At 34.4% G+C, this 20,046-nt stretch carries 18 protein-coding genes; 11 read left to right on the plus strand and 7 right to left on the minus strand.

Going from position 1 to position 20,046, the window contains the following annotated elements; translation table 11 throughout:
* The first annotated feature begins 158 nt into the window (after positions 1-158).
* From ACTQ5K_RS01470 to ACTQ5K_RS01485, 4 genes are all read left to right on the plus strand, one after another.
* Entirely contained in the window at positions 159-569 is a 411-nt protein-coding gene (locus tag ACTQ5K_RS01470; RefSeq protein ID WP_048716427.1) for a ribosomal maturation YjgA family protein, read from the plus strand.
* 111 nt (positions 570-680) lie between these two features.
* A complete protein-coding gene (locus ACTQ5K_RS01475; protein ID WP_441993331.1) occupies positions 681-2,621 on the plus strand; it encodes a GTP-binding protein in 1,941 nt (646 codons plus the stop codon).
* 16 nt (positions 2,622-2,637) lie between these two features.
* Positions 2,638-3,090, plus strand: a complete 453-nt coding sequence (locus ACTQ5K_RS01480) for a GNAT family N-acetyltransferase (protein ID WP_441993333.1) — start codon at positions 2,638-2,640, stop codon at positions 3,088-3,090.
* A 218-nt stretch (positions 3,091-3,308) separates the two neighbouring features.
* Positions 3,309-4,460, plus strand: coding sequence for a 3D domain-containing protein (locus ACTQ5K_RS01485; RefSeq protein ID WP_441993335.1), 1,152 nt, complete (start codon positions 3,309-3,311; stop codon positions 4,458-4,460).
* Between the two features lie 287 nt (positions 4,461-4,747).
* Here the strand turns inward: ACTQ5K_RS01485 and ACTQ5K_RS01490 are convergent, their stop codons facing one another.
* The 3 genes from ACTQ5K_RS01490 to ACTQ5K_RS01500 form a co-directional block, all read right to left on the minus strand.
* Positions 4,748-6,046: an ABC transporter substrate-binding protein gene (locus ACTQ5K_RS01490; protein WP_031537185.1), complete on the minus strand. Its 1,299-nt coding sequence runs from the start codon at positions 6,044-6,046 to the stop codon at positions 4,748-4,750.
* 94 nt (positions 6,047-6,140) lie between these two features.
* Positions 6,141-6,968: a carbohydrate ABC transporter permease gene (locus tag ACTQ5K_RS01495; protein ID WP_031537182.1), complete on the minus strand. Its 828-nt coding sequence runs from the start codon at positions 6,966-6,968 to the stop codon at positions 6,141-6,143.
* On the minus strand, positions 6,968-7,876 hold the full coding sequence (locus tag ACTQ5K_RS01500) for a carbohydrate ABC transporter permease (RefSeq protein ID WP_396953867.1): 909 nt from the start codon (positions 7,874-7,876) through the stop codon (positions 6,968-6,970). The genes ACTQ5K_RS01495 and ACTQ5K_RS01500 overlap by 1 nt, the downstream gene beginning before the upstream one ends.
* Before the next feature lie 292 nt (positions 7,877-8,168).
* Here ACTQ5K_RS01500 and ACTQ5K_RS01505 point away from each other — a divergent pair, with 292 nt between their 5' ends.
* The 4 genes from ACTQ5K_RS01505 to ACTQ5K_RS01520 all read left to right on the plus strand — a co-directional run bounded on the left by ACTQ5K_RS01505 (position 8,169) and on the right by ACTQ5K_RS01520 (position 14,480).
* Complete coding sequence (locus tag ACTQ5K_RS01505; RefSeq protein ID WP_441993338.1) at positions 8,169-9,974, plus strand: sensor histidine kinase; 1,806 nt, start codon at positions 8,169-8,171, stop codon at positions 9,972-9,974.
* Positions 9,955-11,529: a response regulator transcription factor gene (locus ACTQ5K_RS01510; protein ID WP_441993340.1), complete on the plus strand. Its 1,575-nt coding sequence runs from the start codon at positions 9,955-9,957 to the stop codon at positions 11,527-11,529. Before ACTQ5K_RS01505 ends, ACTQ5K_RS01510 begins: the two co-directional genes overlap by 20 nt.
* Positions 11,530-11,640: 111 nt before the next feature.
* The gene (locus tag ACTQ5K_RS01515; RefSeq protein WP_441993470.1) at positions 11,641-12,195 is read left to right on the plus strand and encodes a methyltransferase; all 555 of its coding nucleotides are present in this window, start codon (positions 11,641-11,643) and stop codon (positions 12,193-12,195) included.
* A gap of 344 nt (positions 12,196-12,539) precedes the next feature.
* On the plus strand, positions 12,540-14,480 hold the full coding sequence (locus ACTQ5K_RS01520; RefSeq protein ID WP_441993342.1) for a bifunctional diguanylate cyclase/phosphodiesterase: 1,941 nt from the start codon (positions 12,540-12,542) through the stop codon (positions 14,478-14,480).
* A 118-nt stretch (positions 14,481-14,598) separates the two neighbouring features.
* On the opposite strand, the gene ACTQ5K_RS01525 is transcribed toward ACTQ5K_RS01520, so the two are convergent.
* A complete protein-coding gene (locus ACTQ5K_RS01525) occupies positions 14,599-14,793 on the minus strand; it encodes a hypothetical protein (protein WP_235249026.1) in 195 nt (64 codons plus the stop codon).
* A 134-nt stretch (positions 14,794-14,927) separates the two neighbouring features.
* On the opposite strand from ACTQ5K_RS01525, the gene ACTQ5K_RS01530 reads away from it, so the two are divergent.
* Positions 14,928-15,158, plus strand: coding sequence for an excisionase family DNA-binding protein (locus ACTQ5K_RS01530; protein ID WP_235249024.1), 231 nt, complete (start codon positions 14,928-14,930; stop codon positions 15,156-15,158).
* Positions 15,159-15,229: 71 nt separating this feature from the next.
* Here the strand turns inward: ACTQ5K_RS01530 and ACTQ5K_RS01535 are convergent, their stop codons facing one another.
* Positions 15,230-15,541, minus strand: coding sequence for a winged helix-turn-helix transcriptional regulator (locus tag ACTQ5K_RS01535; protein WP_235249011.1), 312 nt, complete (start codon positions 15,539-15,541; stop codon positions 15,230-15,232).
* 151 nt (positions 15,542-15,692) lie between these two features.
* Here ACTQ5K_RS01535 and ACTQ5K_RS01540 point away from each other — a divergent pair, with 151 nt between their 5' ends.
* A complete protein-coding gene (locus ACTQ5K_RS01540; RefSeq protein WP_441993345.1) occupies positions 15,693-16,547 on the plus strand; it encodes a VOC family protein in 855 nt (284 codons plus the stop codon).
* 108 nt (positions 16,548-16,655) lie between these two features.
* Positions 16,656-17,495: an STAS domain-containing protein gene (locus ACTQ5K_RS01545; RefSeq protein ID WP_251627738.1), complete on the plus strand. Its 840-nt coding sequence runs from the start codon at positions 16,656-16,658 to the stop codon at positions 17,493-17,495.
* Positions 17,496-17,768: 273 nt separating this feature from the next.
* On the opposite strand, the gene ACTQ5K_RS01550 is transcribed toward ACTQ5K_RS01545, so the two are convergent.
* Together ACTQ5K_RS01550 and ACTQ5K_RS01555 are read right to left on the minus strand one after the other, a co-directional pair.
* Complete coding sequence (locus tag ACTQ5K_RS01550; RefSeq protein ID WP_235248996.1) at positions 17,769-18,434, minus strand: hypothetical protein; 666 nt, start codon at positions 18,432-18,434, stop codon at positions 17,769-17,771.
* Positions 18,435-18,601: 167 nt separating this feature from the next.
* Entirely contained in the window at positions 18,602-19,987 is a 1,386-nt protein-coding gene (locus ACTQ5K_RS01555) for an alkaline phosphatase (RefSeq protein ID WP_031537162.1), read from the minus strand.
* Positions 19,988-20,046: the final 59 nt, after the last annotated feature.

Raw genomic sequence — 20,046 nt, forward strand, 5'->3', positions numbered from 1 at the left:
AGACGGAAAAATCCTAACGTAATGAAGATGAAAAGAGACCAGTTGTGTAATGGTCTCTTTCATTTTGTCTACATATTTGAAAACGAAAATATGGAAAGCCTTATAGGGAATAATTATAATAAAGATATTCATAAAAATCTAAACATAGTGAGTGAAAAATGAAACAATCAAATGAGAAATTGAAAAGCATGGAGAGAACAAATTACCTAGTTGCTGCCTTTTTTATGGTGGCATTAGGACTTTTCTCCAGACGATTTAGTAATCTACTTCCGGACTTTATTAGTCAACATGCAGGAGACATGTTGTGGTCAATGATGATTTATTTTGGCTTTCGTTTTCTTCTTGGGGGGAAAAAAATCCTGCTTGCTATGGTAGGTAGTATCCTATTTTGTTTTGGAATAGAATTCAGTCAATTATATCAAGCAGATTGGATAAATGAGCTCAGAAATTCGACAATGGGTGCGTTGATATTAGGAAGGGGATTCCTTGTCGTTGATCTAGTCCGCTATTTATCTGGGATAGCAATAGCATGTCTGGTGGATAAATTATTAATTTGCAGAAAAAGATGATAGGTAAGCTAGAGTCCATTTTTTTAAAATGATACGCTTGTAAAGTCATTATAAGATATAACTTACTTCATTTAATGGAGCCATAGATTTAGAATAGGAGTCGCTTGCAAAATGAATAAAACGATTGGAATATTAGCACATGTCGATGCAGGAAAAACTACTTTTTCCGAACAGCTTCTTTATCACACAAATAGTATAAAAAAACGAGGGCGTGTGGATCATCAAAGTGCATTTTTAGATAGTCATCTAATTGAAAAACAACGAGGTATCACCGTTTTTGCTGACCAAGGCATGATTGAACATGGAAATTCAACGTATTATTTAATCGATACCCCAGGACATGTTGATTTCTCTCCAGAAATGGAAAGAGCGATTCAAGTAATGGATTTTGCGATTGTCATTATTAGTGCAGTAGAGGGCATCGAGGGCCATACGGAAACAGTTTGGAGTCTTTTAAAAATACATCAGATTCCGACGTTTTTCTTTATCAATAAAGTGGACCGAACTGGAGCGGATGTAGAGCGTGTTCTCACAGAAATACGTTCACAATTTACGAACGAGGTATGTGATATATCCTCATTTGATGGCAGTAATATGTCCGAAGAGCTTATTGAATTTATGGCTGAACGAGACGAAGAGCTTCTTGATTACTATATGGATAAAGGCTATCAACCAACACTTTGGATCGACAAAATGCAGGAAATGATTCGTTCTTCTCGTCTTTATCCTTGTGGCTATGGATCTGCCTTACAAGATATCGGGGTAAAGGAATTTTTCCATTGTTTTGATCATTTGACGACAACATTGTACAAAAAGGATGAGCCGTTTTCAGGAAGGGTTTATAAAATTCGCTATGATGATTCTGGAACGAGGATTACCTTTATGAAAGCGAAAAGTGGAACGTTGTGTGTGAGAGAGGAGCTTATGTATGGAAATGGTGACATGGAGAAAGTCACACAAATACGTAAATATAATGGGACTCAATTTCAGCAAGTAAATGAAGTCAATGCTGGAGAGCTTTTTGCTGTAACAGGCCTTACAAATGCAGCTGTAGGCGATGGAGTCGGAGAACTTCTGGAGAAAGCAGAGTATGAATTAGTGCCAACCCTTCGTTCGAAGGTTGTTCTTGAGCCAGGTATTAATAAAAAGGATGCACTAAAATTTTTTAAACTATTAGAAGCAGAGGATCCATCCCTTCATGTGACATGGGAAGAAAAGCTGCAAGACATCCATTTACATGTTATGGGGAAAATACAGCTAGAGGTTCTTCAGGAAATCATATTTGAAAGATTTGCTTTACAGGTTCAGTTTGACCGGCCGGAAATTTTGTATAAAGAAACGATTGAGACAGAGGCTATAGGTTATGGACACTTTGAGCCATTGCGCCATTATGCGGAAGTACATCTTCAATTAGAGCCAGGTAAAAGGAATTGCGGGATTGTATTTGAGAGCAATTGTCATACAGATGATTTGTCTATTGCTATCCAAAATCTCATTTGCCAGCATCTCTTTGAGAGGGAGCATCATGGGATATTAACAGGATCACCGTTAACAGATATAAAAGTCACCCTGTTAACGGGAAGAGCACATAATAAACATACACATGGAGGAGATTTCAGAGAAGCTACCTTTCGAGCATTAAGACAGGGTTTGGAGAAAGCTCGTAACCGCTTATTAGAACCGTATTATTCCTTTAAAATAAAAGTAGATATAGAACAAATGGGCAGGGTTTTGTCTGACATTCAAACAGCATATGGGGAATTTAATACGCCTGAAACATTAGAAGACAAGGCTATTCTTACAGGTAAGGTTCCTGTTGCTACCTTTATGGAATATAGTACGACACTTGCATCATTCACACAAGGAAAAGGGCAGCTTTCCTTAACATTTGCAGGTTATTATCCTTGTCATAATGAAGAGGAAGTAATCGACAGGCTAGGCTATGATAAAAATGCTGATCCGGAATATACATCCTCCTCCATTTTTTGTGCAAAAGGAGCAGGATATACCGTTCCTTGGGAGAAGGCAGAAGCAATGATGCATTGTCCATAGAAGGGGAAATGAATCCATGATCATTCGAAAGCTAACACAAGAGGAAAGTCCGCCCATTAAGTTATTATTAACAGCAGATCCATCTGAATTTCTAGTAAATGAATATCTTAAAAAGGGTTTATGTTATATTGCGGAAGAAAAGGGGCAATTGATCGGTGTTTATGTTTTGTTACCTATAAAAGAAGAATCAATCGAGTTAATAAATCTAGCGGTTGGTGAAATCTATCAAGGAAAAGGATTAGGGAAAAAATTAGTGATGCATGCGGTGAAGGAAGCGAAAAAGCTAGGATATAAAGTGATAGAGGTAGGTACTGGAAATAGTAGTATTGGTCAGCTTGCACTCTATCAAAAATGTGGGTTTCGAATCAATCGAATAGATAAAGATTTTTTTCTAATAAACTATGAGGAAGAAATCTATGAAAATGGAATCCAGTGTGTGGATATGATAAGGCTGATACAGGATATATAATCCATTTTAGAAAAAGATAAATATTAGTAATTGACAGAAATATTACAAAGGTAACAAACTGTAATATTCCCTTCTAGCCCTACGGAATGCTAGAGAATATTCAAAAATTACTAGCTTGCTTGTAAACTAATTTTAAAAAGAATGACTTACTATTTTAATAGAATTGTAATTTAGAAACCTCTTTCATGTGTTATAACAATAGAGAAAGGGGTTTTTAGATGCGTTCCTTAAAAAAACTAATGGCCATTTCGCTAAGCAGTGTCATCTTTTTATCATCAGCGATTATGGTACAAGCAGAAACGAGTCAAGAAACACTTAACAAAGCGAAAAATCAATTGAACCAAAATGAGCAATTGATTAACGAAAAAGAAGCAGAAAAGCAAAAAACTTTAAAAGAGTTGGAAACTGTTCAAGAAGACTTAAAAGCCGTTGAAACAGTAATGCAGCAAAATAAAGAAAAAATAGCGAATCTGCAAGCAAAAATTGAAGAAACGAAACAACAGATAGAAAAAAAGAAAGAAGAGATTGTTGTTTTAGAAGATAAAGTACTAGCACGTAAAGACGTTATGAAAGAGCGTCTAGTATCCTTGCAGAATACAGACCAAACGAACGTCGTTTTAGAAGTACTATTGAATGCAAAGGACTTCGCTGACTTTATTAGTAGAGCAACAGCTATTTCGCTTATTTTTGATGGTGATAAAGTTATATTAGAGCAGCAGCAAGCAGATCTTGAGAAAATTGAAGAAGAGAAACTAGCAATTGATCTGAAAGAAGAAGAACTAACAGGCCAATATGATCAACTAGCTGCTTCTCAAAATGATCTGCAACAAAATCTAGCTAAGAGACAAGAAGCACTTTCAGCTGTGCAGAAAAAGTTTGCGGCAGTTTCAAAAGAAGTGGAACTAGCTGAAAGCGAAAAAAATGCCGTGCTTGCACAAATTAATGAAGCGGAGTCTGCATTAAAGCAAGAACAAAAAGAAGCAAAGAAAAATAATGCAGGGAAGGCAGCTTCAACAAGTAAAGTGGCAAGTGTATCAAGTAAAGCATCTTCTAGTAAATCGACTAGCAAGTCTTCTAGTAATAAAGATGTTATTTATGTAACGGCTACTGCTTATAGTCATCAAGATACAAAATCTGATTATACAGCACTTGGATATAATATAAAAAAGAATAAGAATATGAAGTTAATTGCAGTCGATCCATCTGTCATCCCATTAGGCTCGAAAGTTTGGGTAGAAGGATATGGAGAAGCCATTGCAGGAGATACTGGTGGGGCTATTAAGGGACATAAAATAGATGTTTTAATGCCTTCAACCAAAAAAGCAAAGGCTTGGGGACGCAAAACTGTGAAAATAAAAATATTGAACTAATTTACTATTACTTTTTATCTTAATATGCAAGACTCTTTATTATGAAGAGTCTTTTTTTATTTTGGCGGAGAATTTATATGCAAAAAAGGAGGAGTGCTATTAGGCACTCCTTAAATCTATCAATTTCAAGGGGGGACTTGAAAAAGCTATTAATGACTATATAATTATCATACCCATATATTATGAATAATATATGACGAAATTATCAATAAATTATAAATAAATTGTTAAGATTAACTGGATATGGAATAACTTACGATAGTGTTTAGTATTTCTCTCTTATTAGTCTATTTTTTAAGTTTTTCCCACGTATCATCTAATGCTTTCATTGTTTCCTCACGTGATTTTTGATTTCCTACATATGCTTGAAGACTAGCTCCAAACTCTTGACCAGCACCATCAGGATATTTCATAAACTGCCATGTATAGGTTTTTCCTTCTTGTGAATACTTTTGGATTTCAGCCCCTAATGGACCAATGTCATCTGCGGTTGCTTGGATTGATTCAAATGCTGGAACATATTTGAAATCTTTTACAATCGATTCTTTTGCAAAATCGGAAGTTACCATCCAGTTTAAGAAATCTAATGCTGCTTCTTTGTCTTTTTCAGGGGCATCTTTATGAACGACCCAGTTTGTAGGTACATCAACCATTAGCTTATCTGATTTTGCTTCATCATCACTTAATGGCATTGGAATAAAACCTACTTCTAAGTTAGGAGTAATTTTATCTATCATTGGTTGAATCCAGTTACCTTGTTGAATCATTGCTGTTTCACCAGTTGCAAACAAAGTTACTTGTGTATTATAGTCTGTTGTTAACGGGTTTTTATTACCGTAGTCTATAGTTAAATCTAGTAAATCAAAAAAATTATTAAAGTGCTCATTGCCTGCGATTTTTGTAGAGCCATCATTTAATCCTTTGATAAATGCATCTGCATCATCTTGATAAGCAAAGGGTACATTCAGTCCATGATTAGCTAATACCCACCATTCTCCATACCCAATTGAAAAAGGAGTAATGCCAGCAGCTTTTAATTTTTCTGCAGCAGTTTCTAACTCAGAAAAAGTAGTTGGTAATTCGGTAATTCCTGCTTTTTTAAATAACTCTTTATTGTAGGCAAAACCGTATCCCTCTAGATTCACAGGCTGGCCATAGATTTTTCCATCAACCGTCATTGGCACTAACGCACTTTCATAAGCGTCATCTACCCATGGCTGATCCGACAAATCTTCTAATTTATCTAGCCAAGTCACCGCCTCTTGATATCCACCATTTCCAAAAATATCAGGAGCAGTATTAGACGCGAATTTCGCCTTTAAGGCTGCTGTCCCATCTGCACCTCCACCGACTGTTTCAATATTAAATGTTACATTTGGATGTTCTTTTGTATATTGGTCTGTTAGTGCTTTTAATTGATCAGCTATTTCTACTTTCCCATTAAATAAGTCAACGACAACTTTATCATCTTTACTAGATTCATTATTACTTGAAGCCCCTTCATTGGAACAAGCACTTGCAAAAAGAAGGGAAGCAGTTAAGATACCAGTTAGTAGGGAATACCTTTTCATTTTTTTGAACTTCATGTGATTTCCTCCTGTTTATAGAAAATATCGTATTTATATGGAAGAGGCAGTTTTATAATAAAAAAATTATTAATGAAGACAACCTCTTTGTTCCTTATTTAATAGACCCGCTAGTAATTCCTTGGATAATGTGTTTTTGCATAGAAAAGAAGAAAATTAATAATGGGATGATTCCTATCATAAGTGCAGCTAATGCAAGATCCCATTGTTTAGTATATTGACCAAAGAAAAAGAATGTAGCAAGTGGAATCGTCCGCAATTCTGGATTTTGTAATACTAGTGATGGTAATAAATAGTCATTCCATATCCATAAGCTATTTAAGATAATGATTGTTACCGTAATGGGCTTTAATAATGGAAAAACAATCCTCCAAAAAACTCCAAATCGGGAGCAACCATCTATAATAGCCGCTTCTTCTAATTCCACTGGAATTCCTTTAATAAAACCATGGTATAAAAAGATTGTCATCCCAGACCCAAATCCTAGATACATGAACACTAGACCCCAAATACTGTTAAGTAAGTGTAAGCTAGATGCTGTTTTAATAAGTGGAATCATAATCGATTGGAAAGGAATAATCATTGCGGCAACAAAGGCCATAAAGATGATATTACTTATTTTCTTTTTTGTTCTGACAAGCATGTAAGCGGCCATCGAACAGAACACTACTAATACAAGATTGCTTGCAATAGTTACAAGAAGAGAGTTGCTAAATACTTTAAGAAAATTTAACTTTTCAAAAGCATTTAGATAATTTTCAAAATGAAGTGAACTTGGTAATGCAGATGTATTGGTTAATATTTCGGCAAAAGATTTTAGTGAATTCGAAATAACATAATAAAATGGAATTAAAAATAGCAAGCCTAATATTATACCGAAGATTTCCACCAATAAAGTTTTGCTAGTGTATTTATTCTCCATCAAGATTCCACCTCTTTTTTCTTTGTAATCATAACCTGTATAATGGAGATGGTTGCTACGACAATAAAGAAGATAAGTGCTTTTGCTTCCCCGATTCCGTAGCGATTATTTACAAATGCCTCTGTATAAATATTAAGCGCTAACATTTCTGTTGATTTAAACGGCCCTCCATTTGTTAAGGAAAGATTCGCATCAAATATTTTAAATGAAGATGCAGTTGTTAAGAATAAACAGATGGTGACTGCCGGTGCTACGAGCGGGATTTTAATATTTCGTAAGACTTGAAAATGGTTCGCTCCATCGATTTTTGCTGCTTCGATTAGTTCTTTCGGAATATTTTGTAAGGCTGCAATATAAATGAGCATAATATATCCTGCACCCTGCCATACGCTGACAATTACAATTCCCCAAAAGGCAGTATTTTTATCTCCTAACCAAGCGAGCTCAAATAGTGGAATTCCAGTTAGTTCCCCAATAGAGGCAAACCCTCTAATGAATATAAATTGCCAGATAAATCCGAGTAAGAGGCCGCCAAGTAGATTAGGCATAAAAAACACCGTACGTAATAAATTACTAGATTTTAGTTTTTGAGTTACAAGCAAGGCTAGACCAAAGCCAATTGTGTTTGTCAAAATAATTGCCACAATGGTATACAGAGCAGTGAGTTTGAAAGATTGGAGAAACTGAGTATCTTCTGTGAATATGTACTGAAAGTTTTCCAATCCTACCCATTTGATTTCTCCTGTAATTCCATTCCAATCAGTAAATGAGTAATAAATACCAGAAAAGAATGGAACGAGAACAACTATTGTAAACGCAATAAAGACTGGACCTACAAAAAGGGAAAACAACCCTACTTCCTTCCATTTTTTCTTTCTCTTTGTAGAGAGTGAATGTTTTCTGCTCACATTTGACTGTTGAACAAGGGGGGGGATTATTTTTTCTACATTATTTTGATTATTCACTTTCTGCACCTCCTGTATTTATAATATAATGAGATTAATAAAACAAGTAACCGTTTACATTGACGAGTAAGGTGTAATATATTGACCAATCCTTATGTATTATTTTTATATGGATACAATTTTGAGAGGGGGAAGAGAATTTATAGAATGACTTCTTTTAGTGCTGTGTATTGGAACGATGAAGTTGTTTGAAATTTCTCGATCATAAATGAAATGGGGTATACGGAAAAAACTGATGATTTTCTTACTTCTTGCTACTATTCTTCCTTTTGGTACCGGCATACTCCTTACTTATTATCAGACGATAAAGAATATTAACAAAGAGTCCCTTTCTTATAACACAGAGTTAATGGTAAAAGGAAGGGAAGAACTAACTACTTACTTAGAGGATATTGCATTAATATCCACTGTATTATATCGTTATACTCCTTTCATGAATGTGTTGACTCAAGGGGTCGGAGAGAATAACAAAGATAATATGGAGGAGGTACGTCGTGTATTAGCATATGTATATAATTCTCGTTCTGAGATTGAACAGATGCATTTATATATTAATAAAGGAAGAGACTCTTTTACAAATTATCACTCTCGAATAAGTGGAAGAGGGAAAAATCAAACAATCTATTTGCATCCTTATTATCGTAAATTAGAGCAGGGAAAAACAAACTATTCATTAATAGAACCACCACATACGATATATAGTTATAATGGATTGTCCATTATCCCTAACTCAGAGAAATCAACTGTCCTATCTTTTCACAATAAAATTAGAAATGTGCCATCTAATGAGATTCTAGGGTTTATGTCTATTGATATAAATCTTTCCAAAATAGGTGGAATAGTGAATAGGTTAGTTAAAGAAAGTGAAGATATTTCTATTATAAACGAGAACGGAACGATTATTTATTCTTCTAACAATGCTTTAATAGGGGAGAAAAGTAAGGATGAATGGATTGACGCAGTCCAGAACAGTCCACATCAAAATAACATGAATTGGGAAAGTAAGGACTTTTCAGGGGTAATATTTTATGAAAACATTTCTGTTCAGGATAACAGTTGGTATATGATAAAAAGTATTCCTTATTCTAGTCTTTACAAAAGTGCAAAGGAAACAGCATATATGAATACGATTATTGCTTTATTGGCTTTAATCATTGTTTTAGTCATAACGATAATCATCTCTTTTAAAATTACAGCTCCCATTAAGGTTTTAATCGATAACATGAAAAAGGTAGAGCAAGGCATTTTTGAGGCGGATTTTAAGATTAGAGGAAATGATGAAATCAGCATACTTGGCAGACGGTTTAAATCAATGGTTTTACAAATCAATAGATTAATTGACCAAGAATATAAATTACAAATTGAAAATAAATCAGCACAATTGAAAGTATTACAATCACAGATAAATCCTCATTTTTTATATAATAGCTTTCAGTCTATTGGAACACTTGCTCTAAAGATGAAGGCAGTGCCGGTCTACTCCTTATTGACGTCCTTATCGGATATGATGCGTTACAGTATGAATATGAGAGACGAAATGGTTCTATTCTCTAAAGAAATAAAGCACGCTAAATCATACCTCGGTCTTCAGAAGCAAAGATTTGAAGAAGAATTGAATATAAAGATGAATATTTCACCGGATACGGAAGAAATATTCGTTCCAAAAATGATTCTCCAACCAATCATTGAAAACTGCTTTAAACATGGATTTAGCGAGGAGATGGAGGATGCATCCATCTCTATTTGTTCTTATATAAAGGAGGAGGAATTAATATTTATTGTTCAAGATAATGGAAGAGGTGTAAAAAAAGAAACATTGGAGATTCTTCGCAAAGGATTGTATCGAAGAGAAACGATGAAGGAGGGAAAAGAACAAGAATCAATTGGTTTAAAAAATATTTACGATCGCTTGCAGCTTTACTATGGGGAACAAGCTACCTTAGTAATGGAAAGTGTGGAGAATAAAGAGTTTACTGTAATGGTTCGTATTCCAGTATCTTTACAAGAGGGAGTGGGAGGATATGCGGGCACTAATCGTTGATGATGAAAAGCATGTAAGAGAAGGAATAAAGCTACTAGCTGATTGGGAAGGAAATGAGATTACGGAAATTTACGAAGCAAGTAATGGAGAAGATGCCATTAAAATTATTCGATCATTAAATCCTGAAATAATATTCTCTGACATGAAAATGCCGAAGATGGATGGAACTCAGCTTTTAAAATGGATGGATGAGCATTACTGTGCAGGGAAAACAATTGTTGTTACCGGTTATGATGATTATCATTATATGCGAAAAGCGATGCATTATGGTAGCTCAGACTATTTGTTGAAACCAATTGATCCTGAAATGCTGAATGATACATTGATAAGGGTAGTGAATGAGTGGAAAGCGGAGGAAATGGAAAGGATAAATAAACTTAGTAAAAACCAACTTATTAATAAAATGAAGCCGGCATATCGAGACCAAAAGTTAACGCAGATTATTAACAATGTTCCAGTGGACAAATTTGTGTGGGAAGAATTTCGTTTAACAAAGGCAGCGGCATATACAATTGGGCTTCTACAAGTAAGTAATATAGCCGTTGAGCAATTTGGTGGAGATAAAGATATTACCTTTTTTACGCTATTAAATATAATAAATGAGCAACTCAGCAAAAAAAGTGGTGGAATTGCATTCAGATATATAACAAGTAAAGGGGAAATTGTCCTTCTTTTAAAAAAAAATAAAAAAGAATCACTTATCATAGCTAAGGAAATACAAATTAATATTCAGCAATTATTAGGTTTGACTTGTACGATTGCAATAGGGATCGAAGTAAACTCTGCAGTACAGTTGAGTCTTTCTTATCAACATGCTAAGTCTATGATAATGAATAGAAATGTTTTAAGAAATAACCAAGAAAAAATTGTGATAAATAATGATGAAAAAGAGATTAAAAGTTTAATGGATTATGGTAGTTCTATTAAAATTGCCATACAAACAGGTGAAATGGATGTTTTTCATTCACTTATTGGACAAATTCAAACAGATTTCATTCAAAAAAAGCAATTATGCCTCAGGCAGCTTTTTCATTTGGAAAATGAATATCAGATGATAAGTGCTAGATGGTACAAAGAATTTAATATTCCGTTTAGCCTACCTACAGATTTAGAGGAGAGAATTCAGCCATTTCTTGATAAAGAAGATGTATTTCAGTTAGAAGCATATAAAGACAGGAAGAAAAGAGAAATTGCATTGTTTCTTAGACGAGTAAAAAGACAAAATACAAGAACATCCAAAAATATTATCCAAGAAATTGAAAAGTACATAAAAGCGAATTTTCATCGAGAGATTAAACTTCAGGAAATTTCAGAGCGTTTCTATATAAGCAGAGAATATATATCGCGAAAATTTAAACAGGAGTATCATATAAATATTTCTGAGTATTTAGTATCCATACGCATACAAAAAGCACAAGAATTATTGGAAAATAGTAATCTAAAGGTGTATGATATTGCAAATTTGATCGGCTATCAAGACGATAAATATTTTCGCAAAGTATTTAAAAAAATAGTTGGCATCTCCCCAAACGAATATCGTGAGAAGAAAAAATAGATAAGCTAAAGTAAAAATTTATACTTTGATCTACTCGGAGGTATTCAGAAATAAAAAAGAAAGGTGTTTCAAGTGAACTACGATAAATTACTACATATCGAAACCGAAAAAATGCAATTAGGATTCAATAAATCATCCCATTATCATCGGTATGAACCTACTCCATACGAGCATTTAGAACAGCTGTTTCAAGAATTTCCCCTTTATGAGACTGATCATATAGTCGATTTTGGATGTGGGAAAGGTCGATTGAACTTTTTTATTCATCATTTATTTCAATCTACTGTAACTGGAATAGAAATGAACGAAGAATATTATCAAGATGCTTTAGTAAATTTAGAACACTATTCAAAAAACAGGAAGAGTAGGAAAGAGAAGATACGCTTTCTGTTAGGGAAAGCAGAGGATTATTCAATACAGCCACAAGATAATTATTTTTATTTCTTTAATCCTTTTTCTCTGCCACTCTTTCAAAAGATTGTCAGCAATATAATGTATTCGCTAGAAGAAAACAGTCGCCTGGTGAAAGTGATTCTCTATTACCCCTCAGATGAATATCAATTTTTTATGGAGAGTCATCCATTTTTTGAAAAAGAGGTGGAGGTAAAAGTAGGGAATAAAAAGGATAAGGACAAGTTTATAATATATAAATCTATGTATTGGTAGAAAAAATTTATAGCATGGGTTAACATTTTTTATATTTGTTTATGTTTTCCATGGGATATAATACCAAAATGAAACCATTGTCTAAAATAGATTTATCCTTTATATTCAAGTATATAAGTAAAAAGACTTAGGATAAAAGTCGTTTTAAAATTGTAAAATACGTAAATGGGAACAGCTGCTAATTCAAGAATGATATCCCTCATAGACGTATTTATAGAGGGGAAATTACTATTTTTACATTACCAAGTGTCGATCAAGTAACCTATATACAGGTTGAATATTCAGTTCCTATCATTGCTTTATCTGTATTTATTGCATGTTTAGCTTCATATACGTCCCTTTCTATGAATGAACGAATCGTTTATCATAGTTTTTTTCATCGCTATATATGGTTAGGTTTAGCGGCGATTACGATGGGTTTCGGGATTTGGTCTATGCATTTTATTGGGATGAGCGCGGCTAAGCTTCCGATTGATATGACTTTCAATATACCATTAACGATTCTTTCCTTAGTGCCAGCTATATTAGCTACATTTTTGGCTTTCAGTATATCTAGTAAGGCAAAGAATTCTAGTAAATGGATTGCTTTTGCTGGAATCTTTATGGGGATTGGTATAAGTAGCATGCATTATATTGGAATGAAAGCAATGAAGTCAGAGGCTGATTATGCCTACCATTTAGGCTATTTTATTTTATCTATTTTCATCGCTATAATAGCTTCTTTTTTTTCGTTGTTTATCTTTATGAAGCTACAAAAATATATGAATAACTTTATTGTGAAAATTGTTACCTCCCTTTTGATGGGTGGAGCGATATCAAGTATGCATTATACAGGGATGTATGCCATTCGATATTATGTAGATACAGAAATGGAACTTACCCATACGCACTCACACCATGTTAGTATAAAAGCAATTATTATTGGTGTAACAATCGGTATCTTTGTTATTTTATTATTTTCTATTTTGTCTAGCCTATTGGATCGCTATGTTGATTATCGCTTAAATTACTTTGATGCATTAACAAAGCTTCCAAACCGAAGACAGTTCGAAAAGTTGATCGAATCCTCCACTTATTTTAGTGGTCTGGCAATCCTTCATATCCATGACTTAAATAAATGGAATGGCAAGTATGGTTATTACTTTGGAGATAAAATTATAGGTTATATCGAAGAATTATGTACGAAACTAATACAAACGAATGTAGAATTGTTCCGAATAGAGGGAAATCGTTTCGCGATTGTCAGTACGACTAATGAAGCCTTAGATAAATTAATGGTGGAATTGAATCAATTAACTGCTATTTTATCTAGTCCGGTGACTATTGATGATCGAATCATCAAAGTTGAGACAGCAATTGCATTATCAGTCAATGAGAAAAAAGCATCTTCCAAGCTGCTATATGAAAATGCTGTCGCTGTTTTAACACATTATTCCATTCGATTTGATAATGAAATCATCCTGTATGATCCAGAAAAACATAAACAGACTTTTGCTAATCATCTTGTGAATGAGATAGAGGATGCCCTATTGGAAAAACATCTATATTTAGTTTATCAGCCAAAAGTATTTCTAAAGTCAACGGAAGTCGCTGGATTAGAAGCTTTATTAAGATGGAAGCACCCTTTATATGGAGAGTTGTCGCCAGGTGTGTTTATCCCAATTTTAGAAGCATCTGATAAAATGTATGATGTCACAGACTGGATTATTGAAGAGGTATCTAAGCAAATTGATGTCTGGCAACAGCAAGATAGATATATACCTGTAGCTATTAATATACCTGGCTCCTATGTAACCTCACCAAGGCTAATGACAAGCTTAACCACTAGTGTAGAGAAATACAAGTTAATGCCCCATTTGATTGAGTTAGAAATAACAGAAACAAGTGCAGTTGGTAATATTGAAGGGGCAATTCAAACTGTTCAGGCTTTTAGAAATGTTGGCTTTACCGTAACACTGGATGATTTCGGAACAGGGGTTTCCTCTTTGTCTTATTTGAAAAGAATTCCCGTCAACACCTTGAAAATTGATAAATCCTTTATTGATGGGGTTCCAGAATCGCAAAAAGACGGAGAAATTATTAAAGCGATTATAGCTCTCGGAAGTTCCTTGCATTTAAGCATTGTAATAGAAGGGGTAGAAAGAGAAGAACAGATTAACTATTTAGCTTCTATAAATGAATGGCCAATTATACAAGGGTATTATTATGCGAGGCCAATGACTGTCTTTGCCTTGGAAGAGTGGCTATTCCATTTTCAAAAGGGTGAAACAGCTATCCAGCAATAAGAGGAATCAAGATCATCCGTATCGATGTAAAAGAAAGGATGATCTTTCTTTTTGCAAAAGTATCTTTATTTTGTAACTAGGATTTTGCAGGATGAATTCATTCTCTTATGTGGGAGAGCTATTCTGCGTAAAGTTTGATATCTTTAGAGAATACTCCTGTCTTTTCACTATCACAGGAAAGCTTTTCTAATGGAATAGATGTTGAACGTGGAGCAGTTACTTTTCTAGTTTTTGCGAAGAAAGACTGATAAAATATGAAAGAGAAACAACAAAAGATCATTACTAAAAATAGGCTGTTTAGTACGAAACTCATTTATGCATCCTCCTTTGATTGTACCGATAACTTAACTATACAGTTGATTAATGAAGACAATATAAAGAAAGAGTTAATTTTAAATGGAATCCGTGTAAAGAAAAAAGGCTATTGAATAAAAAAGAGGTGGATCAATGTATTTATCAGTGAAGGAAACTGCCGAATTGCTTGCTGTATCAGAAATAAAGGTGAAAAATCTGATTTTACAAAATCAAATTAGAGCAATTTTTGATGGAACCGATTATCTTATCAACAGAGAGCAATTTAATACACATTTTAAGCAAGTAGAGAAATATAAAAAGTTTGTGGAAGAAGTATGGAGTGAGCCGATTCCAGAAGATTTAGACATTAAAGATGAGGATTAAAATGCTATAGATAAATAGGATATCTTCGCATGAAACCATTAAGGTTTTGCAGAGATATCCTTATATTAGGTTTACACTTCTAGCCAAGAATGGGACCAATTTTCAATTTCTTTCATAATTGGCTCTAATGAACGCCCTTTTTCTGTTAAAGAATATTCAATTCTAACAGGAGTTTCAGGATATACCTCTCTTGCTACAATTCCAGCTTGCTCTAAATCCTTTAATCTCTCCGATAAAAGTCTTCCGCTTATTCCAATGGAGGATTCCATAGTACAGAAACGTTGAGGACCGTTCAATAGCTGATAAATAATTAAACCAGTCCAACGTTGGCTTAAAATACTCATTGCTTTTTCAAACCTTGGACAAATTGTCATTTGGTTCATTTTAATATCCCCCCTTCCAATAATTATACAATAAATATTATTTTAAGTAAAAATATTATGAAATGTAATTAGATTACTTTACAATCGTTAATTATTAAAATAAAATTACTTACATAAAGTAAGTGAGGAAGATGGTTAGGAGGAGAAAGAAATGACATTTCACGGAAACCCAAATATTTATGCAAATAGTGTCAAGTTAAAGGTAGCTGATTTAGAAGAGTCACTATTATTTTACCAAAATGTGATTGGTCTTTCGATTGCAAGCAAAGAGAAGAAACAAGCAGCATTACGTGCAGGAACAGGGGAAGCATTTTTATTTATCGAGGAATTAGATCAAGTCGAGCCCAAGAAAATGCGGACAACAGGACTTTATCATTTAGCAATATTAGTCCCTTCCAGAGAGCATCTTGGAAATGTATTTAAGCATTTGCTAGAAACAGGATATCCATTACAAGGTGCCTCTGATCATTATGTCAGTGAAGCAATCTATTTAGCTGATCCGGATGGAAACGGAATTGAAATATATTGCGATAAAAATCCAGCAGATTGGCAATGGGATGGAAACCTTGTAAGAATGGATACTGCCTATATGGACACAAAAGGAGTGCTTGCAGCTTCTAGTAATAGCAAATGGAATGGTCTTCCTGATGGAACTATTCTTGGTCATATTCACTTACATGTTGCAGAATTAGAAGAAACAGTTGATTTTTATGTAAAAGGATTGGGCTTTGATGTCGTTCAAAAATATGGATCTCAGGCATTTTTTCTTTCCACTGGCCGCTATCATCATCACATCGGTTTAAATGTCTGGAACGGTATTGGTGCACCTGTTCCAAAGAAAAATCATGTTGGTTTAGCTTATTATGATTTACAGATACCTAGTGAGGAAAAGCTTGAAGAATTGACACAAAGATTGACAGAGCTTGGAGCAACTCTCACAAAGGATAAGGATAATTTATACACATATGATCCTTCGGGAAATATGATTCGTTTGGTTACTGCTTAAAAAATAAAAAAATTGCATATTTCCCCTAATCTTATTAAACTTTTAATTAAAGAATATGAAAATTCTAGGCGTGTTTAAAAGTAACAAATTTTAGAGGTGGGGAAGTAGTTGCACTATAATGAAGGAGTTTACCAATATTTTATCGATAATACAGATAGATTAACAGAAGAGTGGTATAACGATCTAACAAAAAATGATCCGAAAGGTGTCTATGCAACATCTGACCCACATGTAATTGAAATCATGAAAAAACAAAATAATGATTTTCATTACAGACTTGCTGGCCTTTTTATTAAGGAAAAGCAACTATTTCTTGAAGATATAGAGGAATGGATTTTTGAAATTGCAACAGATCAAGCACATTTAGATACGCCAATCCATTTTATTATTCGTGAATTTATTCGTACGAGAGAACAATATTTTCAGCTAATTGAAGAATATGCCACAGAACATGATGTTAGTCATAAGCGGGTAATTGGATGGAATCATTCTGTTATGAAAGTTCTAGATAAGATAATTTTAAAATATACAGAGGAGCATCATCATTATTCGAACCGACAGCTTGAAGCACAGCAAGAAATGATTAATGAGCTAAGTTCTCCAGTTATTTCCTTGAGTAAAACAAGAGCACTCTTGCCCCTTGTTGGAGATATCGATACTGCCCGTGCTGCTGCAATATTGGAAAACACAATCAAACAATGTGCAGAAAAAAAGGTATCTCAGTTATTTATTGACCTATCTGGTGTAATTATTATTGATACCATGGTTGCTCATCAAATCTTTCAACTTATTAATGGGCTAAGCTTAATTGGGGTCAAAACGACGCTATCGGGTATTCGACCAGAAATTGCTACAACTGCAATCCAACTAGGATTATCATTTGAAGATATTTCGATTGCTTCCACGCTTTCTAAAGCAATTGAACAAGATGTTCATTTCCAAAAATAATTGATTAAAGGCTATTTTCGTAAAAATGAATTAGTGAAAGGGACGAGTAGTTTATCGCTAAATTCCTATTGTATGAAATATAACGACTATCACGCAGGATAATGGAGTGGACATCATTGAGGTTCTAATCATTATGATATTGTATGCTAGTAGGAAAATATACGTCAAGATTACCTTGCTGGCTCACACAAGCGCAAGCTCGCTGTAAAAAGGTTACCTGACGTACTTGTTCTCTTTCATCGATTTAGAAGTAATTAATCTATGTTATTATTATTATTCAAAATGGAAATCTAGTGTTTTAGCCTTATTTAGTAGCTTTTCTTGTTCATTATAAACATCACTTGTACTTAACTGAATTTCATTGATAGGGGAATTTTCTATAATGAAACCTATATTACCATTCTTTCGTTCGCCTGGATTTAACACCCCATTGAGCTCTTCTAAATAAATATCCTTCTCCCAAGTGATCATTTCATCTGTATTCGTCTGAATAAAAGCAATTGGAGAGAATTTCTTTTGTTTGTTCGATTGATTTACGATTTCCACGAAAAACTTAACGAAAATGAATTGCTCATCATGTGTATAGGTATGATAGAAGTCAATTAAGCTATATGCAGGTCGATAATCGATTATCTTGGCATCTTTGACTGTCAGTTTTATCGAATCAATCTGAATGCTCTTCGGTTCTTCATCAAGGGCTTTTAATGTTGCTTCGCCTTTCCTATCCCGGTAGAAATCGCCTACAGCTATTAGAGAAGTATCATCAATAACTTGTGGGTTTTGAATATATGCATCTGTTGAAACAGGAATAACAGGAACATTTTGCATGCTTGTTTCTTTTTTCTCTACTTCCTGAATGGTAATTACTTCAGTCTCTTTATTGCTGTTGCACCCAGCTAATAAGAGAAAGGCAAATGAATACATAAAAAAGCGTTTCAAGGTTGAATCCTCCCAATTGAAAAGCTTCCCTTCAAATAGAAGCCGAAGAGAAGCCTATTTTTTTTCAGAATCTCTGAATTTTAAGAGATGGAAATCTCCACCGCCTATCAGCAAGATGATATTCCGGCTGCGGGCGATAGCAACAAACATTACGAAAATAGCCTTTTTTAATTGTCCGTGATTTTTACTTTTGCCTGCAGTAGGTCAAAAATAACTTTAGCATGATCTGTATTGTCCTTTTGTCCAGCAAAAAGATTGCTAGAAGGTCCATATGCATAAACAGGAACGTCTTCTCCAGTATGACCACCTGTAGTCCATCCCGTGTTGGTCCGTTTATTGAAGATATCTTCAATCGCATTGTCAATACTAGTTAAATCTTTTGTTTCAGCTGCTTTCTGAACGGATTGAACTTCTTCTGACTTTAGGGATAGATTGATATACTTTTTCAAAGTAGATTCAACAGATGCGCCATTGGTAATCAATTCTGCCATAAAGTCAGGTGTCTTTGTTGCTGCTTTGATTGGCTCTCCGTACCAGTTGTAATCGCCGTTTGCTGCAATCGAGAATCCTCCTGTAGAATGGTCAGCAGTAGCTACCACTAATGTGTTTTTATCCTTTTTGGCAAAGTCGATTGCTGCCTTATACGCTTTTTCGAAATCTTCCATCTCACTCATTGCAGCGACAATATCATTATCATGTCCAGCCCAGTCAATTTGGCTGCCTTCTACCATCAGGAAAAAGCCCTTTTTATTTTTATTTAAGCTTTCAATTGCAGTTTTCGTCATTTCCTCTAAGGAAGGAGTTTCTTTGTCTCGATCTATCATTTTTGGCATGCCTGCTTCAGCAAATAGTCCAAGTAGCTGGGTATCTTTATTTTTCAGTAAATCATCGCGATTGGTGACATAATTGTAGCCAGCTTTTTTGAATTCCGTCGTTAAATCTCTGTCCTGACGAACAAATAGATCTGTTCCGCCGCCTAATAGAACATCGACTTTATGCTTTCCATTTATCATTTCATCGAAATAGTCATCGGCTATTGCATTCATATTTTTGCGGCTTATATCATGGGATCCAAAAGCAGCTGGCGTCGCATGTGTAATTTCAGATGTTGCAACAAGACCAGTAGATTTTCCCTTTTCCTTTGCAGCTTCCAAGACAGTTTTCACTTCCGTTTCGTCATTGTCAACTGCAATGGCATTATTATATGTTTTGATACCAGCTGACATAGCAGTTGCTGCAGATGCAGAATCCGTCACATTTTGTGCAGGATCTTCTGGATATGTCATTTGCTGACCAACCAAGTAGGGATCGAAATATGTATTTTCTGCTATTTTTGTCTCTGGATTATCTTTTAAATAGCGATACGCAGAAGTGTAAGAAACACCCATTCCATCTCCTATAAGGAAGATAATGTTTTTAGGCTTGCCATTACTGCTTCCGTTATTTTTTGCTTCTGTCTCTGTTCCAAAGAGTGCTGTTGCTATCCCAGCAACGGATAAAGAGGAGATTACGGCGATTGGTAATAACTTTTTTTTCCATGATTTAGTGTTCAAATTGTTTCCCTCCAAATGATTGATTCGCTTTATTATCATGGAAGGACGTTAAGTTTGTT

It is taken from the genome of Niallia sp. Sow4_A1 (genome assembly GCF_052116745.1).
Classification (GTDB): domain Bacteria; phylum Bacillota; class Bacilli; order Bacillales; family Cytobacillaceae; genus Niallia; species Niallia hominis.